Genomic DNA, 3,564 nt, shown 5'->3' with positions numbered 1-3,564 from the left:
GGCGGCGGCCCCGGAGGGCCCGCGCCCCCGAGGCCGCCGCCCCTCCGGCGTCGGTCCTCCCGCCGGATGTTCCCTTGATCGGACGGAGCGACGAGGTCGAACTGGCGGTCGGTTTGCTCACCGAGGAACCGGAAGGAGGGTTCGGGGAGGAGTCCGGAGGCCCGCGCTGCGTCGCCGTCGTCGGGCCGCCCGGGGTCGGCGTCACCGCCTTCGGCGTCCACGTGGCCCACCGGCTGCGCGCCGCCTTCCCGGACGGTCGGTTCCACGTCTCCTTCGGCGATCCGGACGAACCCCTCGGCGTGGACGACGTCCTGGCCTCTCTGCTCGGCGCGGCGGGGTTCCGGCCCTCCGGGCTGCCCGCCGAGCGGGCCGAGCGGGCCCGGCTGTTCCGTTCCTGGACGGCGGGGCGCCGGGTGCTGATCGTGGTCGACGAGGTGACGACGGCCCGTCAGATCACCGATCTGTTGCCCGCCGAGGCCGGTTCCGCGCTCCTGGTGACCGGCCACCACAGGTTGCACGACACCCGCTTCACCGCCCGTATGGAGCTGCGTCCCCTCGGAACGCGTCAGGCGCTGGAGTTGATCCGTCAGGCATTGGGACGTGAGCGCCTGCATACCGACCCGATCGGCCTGAGGGAACTGCTCGATCTGTGCGGCGGCCTTCCCGGGCCGTTGCTGGGAGCCGGCGCGCTGCTGGCCCTGCGACCCCACTGGACCATGCGGCAACTCATCGACTGGATGAGCCGGATGTGTTCCGAACCCGCGGTGGTCCGTCGTCACCAACCCTGGCGCTGCGTGGCCCGTTGTTGTTCCGCCCTGCACCCCCGTCTGCGGGACGTCCTGGCCCGGTTGGCCGGGGAGGACGGCTTCGTCACCGTGGAACAGGCGGCCGTCCTGCTGGAGACGGGTATCGAGGAGGCCGGGGAACTGCTCGAGGAACTCGTCGAGTGTTTCCTGGTCGACGCGGACATCTCGACGGATCCCACCACCTCGTGGTTCTTCCAGTACCGCGTACCTCCTCTGGTGCGCATGGTGCTGCGCGCCTCCCGGGTTCCGGTGGCCGCGCGAGCCTGAGGACGGGCTCCGCGCGGCCCCTTCCCTCCCCTCCCCGCCGGGGAGGGGAGGGAAGGGGAGGCGCCGGGGGCGAGAGGGCCCGGGAGCGAAAGGGAGGACCCTCACACTTCCAGGGTCACCCCGTGGTCCCGCAGCCAGGTGTTCACCTGCAGCGCCATCTCGACGTTCATTCGGTGCAACCAGTCCTGTCGGTCCCCCTCCCTCAATCCCGCCAGGAAGTCCCGACTCGCCACGGTGTCGAGGAGGGGGAGGACGGGGGAGTGGGGATCCTCCAGTACCTCGTGGAACTCCTGGTGCAGGGTCTTCGCGTAGGTGGGGTCCTGACTCACCGGGAAGGGGGCCTTGGGCCGGTCCAGCACCTCCTCCGGCAGCAGGTCCCGGACGGCTGCCCGCAGCAGACTCTTCTCCCGCCCGTCGAAGGTCTTCATCTCCGCGGGGATGTTGTAGGCGTACTGCACCAGGCGGTGGTCACAGAACGGGACCCGGACCTCCAGGCCGGAGACCATGCTGAGCCGATCGTTGCGTTCCAGCAGCCGGGGCAACCAATGGGTGAGGTGAAGGTGGCAGATCTCCCGTGCCCGGCGCTCCCCGGGGGACTCCCCGGCGAGCCGGGGTATCCCGGCCATCGCCTGTGCGTAACGGTCGGCGTAGTAACCGGGCATGTCCAGCCGGTTCTCGAACTCCCGGGAGAGCAACCCGCGGCCCAGCCCGGCGCGGGTACCGGGATGCCACTGCTCGAAGGCCACCCACGGGAACTGTTCCTCCTCGGCCAGGTCGGGGATGTGCACCCAGCTGTAGCCGCCGAAGATCTCGTCGGCGCTCTCCCCGGTGAGGGCGACCCTGGAGTGTCGGCGCACTCCCGCGAAGGCCTGGTAGGTGGAGGTGTCCATGTCCCCGAAGGGAGCGGGGATGTCCTGGGCCCGCAGTACGGTGCGGCGGGCCTCCGGGTCGGTCAGATCGGCCGTGGTCAGTTCGATCTCCCGGTGCTCGGCGCCGGTGTGCTCGGCGACGGCCCGGGCGTAGGGGGAGTCCGGGGCACTGCGCACCAGGTCGGGCTGGAAGTTGTCGCTGTACCCCGTGTAGGTGACCGTGGAGGTACGGACGGGGCCCTCGCCCCGGTGGGCGAGGGCCCGGGCCGCGAGGGCGGCGACACTGCTCGAGTCGAGCCCTCCGGAGAGCATCACGCTCAGCGGCACGTCCGAGGAGAGTTCCCGGGAGACGCTGTCCTCCAGCAGTTCCCGCACCGTCCCGACGGTCTGTTCCAGGGTGTCGGTGTGCGGTGTCGCCTCGAGCGCGAACCACCGGCGCGAGGAGTGTCCCCCGGGTCGCAGGGTCAGGGTGTGGGCGGGGGGCAGCTCGCGGATCTGTCGATACACCGTCTCGCCGGGGGCGCGGGCCATCGAGAAGAGCACCCGCAGACCGTCCAGGTCCACCACCGGGCGGACCCCCGGGTGCGCGAGCAGGGCCTTGGGCTCGGAGCCGAAGACGATGCCCCCGTCGATCACCGCGTAGTAGAGGGGCTTGATCCCGAACCGGTCCCGGGCGAGGAAGAGTCGGCGCTCGCGGGGCTCCCAGACGGCGAAGGCGAACATGCCCTCCAACCGCTCCACGCAGGCCTCACCCCACTCCAGGTATGACCGCAGTACCACCTCGGTGTCGCTCCTGGTGCGGAAGCGGTGGCCCCGTCCGGTCAGTTCGGTGCGCAGTTCCCGAAAGTTGTAGATCTCGCCGCAGTAGGTGAGAACGGCGATCTCCTCGCCGTTCTCCTCGGCGGTCATGGGCTGGACGCCCCCCGCGAGGTCGATGACCGCCATCCGGGTGTGGACCAGGGTGGCGTGCGGGTCCCGCCACACGCCCTCCCCGTCCGGTCCGCGGCAGGCCATGGCACGAACCATGGCCTCGGCGGTGTCGGGTGCTGTCGGGAGCGGGGTGCCGGGGCCGGCCCAGCCTGCGATGCCGCACATGGGGAGACTCCTTCCGGGTCCGTGCCCGGGGCAGTGCCCGGACACCGTTCCTGTGGTGGAACGGTCTCCCGGGCGGCTCGAAGGGTCGTGGAGATGCGCTGGACCGGCCCCCGGACCAGTGGTCAGGACCGGATGGCCCCGCGGGTGTAGCCGGGGATGAGGACGGCGCCGACCGCCAGGTGCAGGCAGATCAGGGTGAGGCGGTTGCCCGCCGACAGGCCCTCGCCGAAGAGGGGGCCGAGGAGCGACACGAGGACCACCGCCGAGGCGATGCCGATCCACAGGACACGGGCCCGGGCCGGGGCGAGGCGTTCCAGCAGGGCCAGCAGGCCCCAGCCGGCGAGGGAGAGCACGGCCACCGAGATCACCACGTTGAGCAGGGGCAGTTCGCTCGTGGTGGTGGAGCCCGGGCCATCCGGTACCCGGATGTCGACGCCGAACACGGAGCCGGCGATCACCCGGATCAGAGCGGTGATCACGATGGCGGCGGCTGCCGTCAGGGCGCGCCGGCGGGCGGGGGTCGGGCG

The 3,564-nt window shown here is 71.5% G+C and carries 2 protein-coding genes and 1 pseudogene; 1 reads left to right on the top strand and 2 read right to left on the bottom strand.

The window, feature by feature from the left end:
• Positions 1-1,073, top strand: a pseudogene (locus FNQ90_RS16290) (hypothetical protein); the annotation flags it as partial.
• 101 nt (positions 1,074-1,174) lie between these two features.
• On the opposite strand, the gene asnB reads toward FNQ90_RS16290, so the two are convergent.
• Together asnB and FNQ90_RS16280 are read right to left on the bottom strand one after the other, a co-directional pair.
• Positions 1,175-3,037: an asparagine synthase (glutamine-hydrolyzing) gene (gene asnB / locus FNQ90_RS16285; RefSeq protein WP_182607051.1), complete on the bottom strand. Its 1,863-nt coding sequence runs from the start codon at positions 3,035-3,037 to the stop codon at positions 1,175-1,177.
• A gap of 122 nt (positions 3,038-3,159) precedes the next feature.
• Positions 3,160-3,564 (bottom strand): DUF6069 family protein (locus FNQ90_RS16280; RefSeq protein WP_182607050.1); only part of this gene is annotated, 405 nt, incomplete at its 5' end.

It is taken from the genome of Streptomyces alkaliphilus (genome assembly GCF_014141535.1).
Taxonomy (GTDB): domain Bacteria; phylum Actinomycetota; class Actinomycetes; order Streptomycetales; family Streptomycetaceae; genus Streptomyces; species Streptomyces alkaliphilus.
The sequence above is the reverse complement of the archived record's forward strand: the minus strand, read 5'-3'. Positions and strand labels throughout refer to the sequence as shown.

Excerpts from the sequence above, each read along its gene's own strand:
- asnB (WP_182607051.1), bottom strand. The coding sequence starts at position 3,037 with ATGTGCGGCATCGCAGGCTGGGCCGGCCCCGGCACCCCGCTCCCGACA.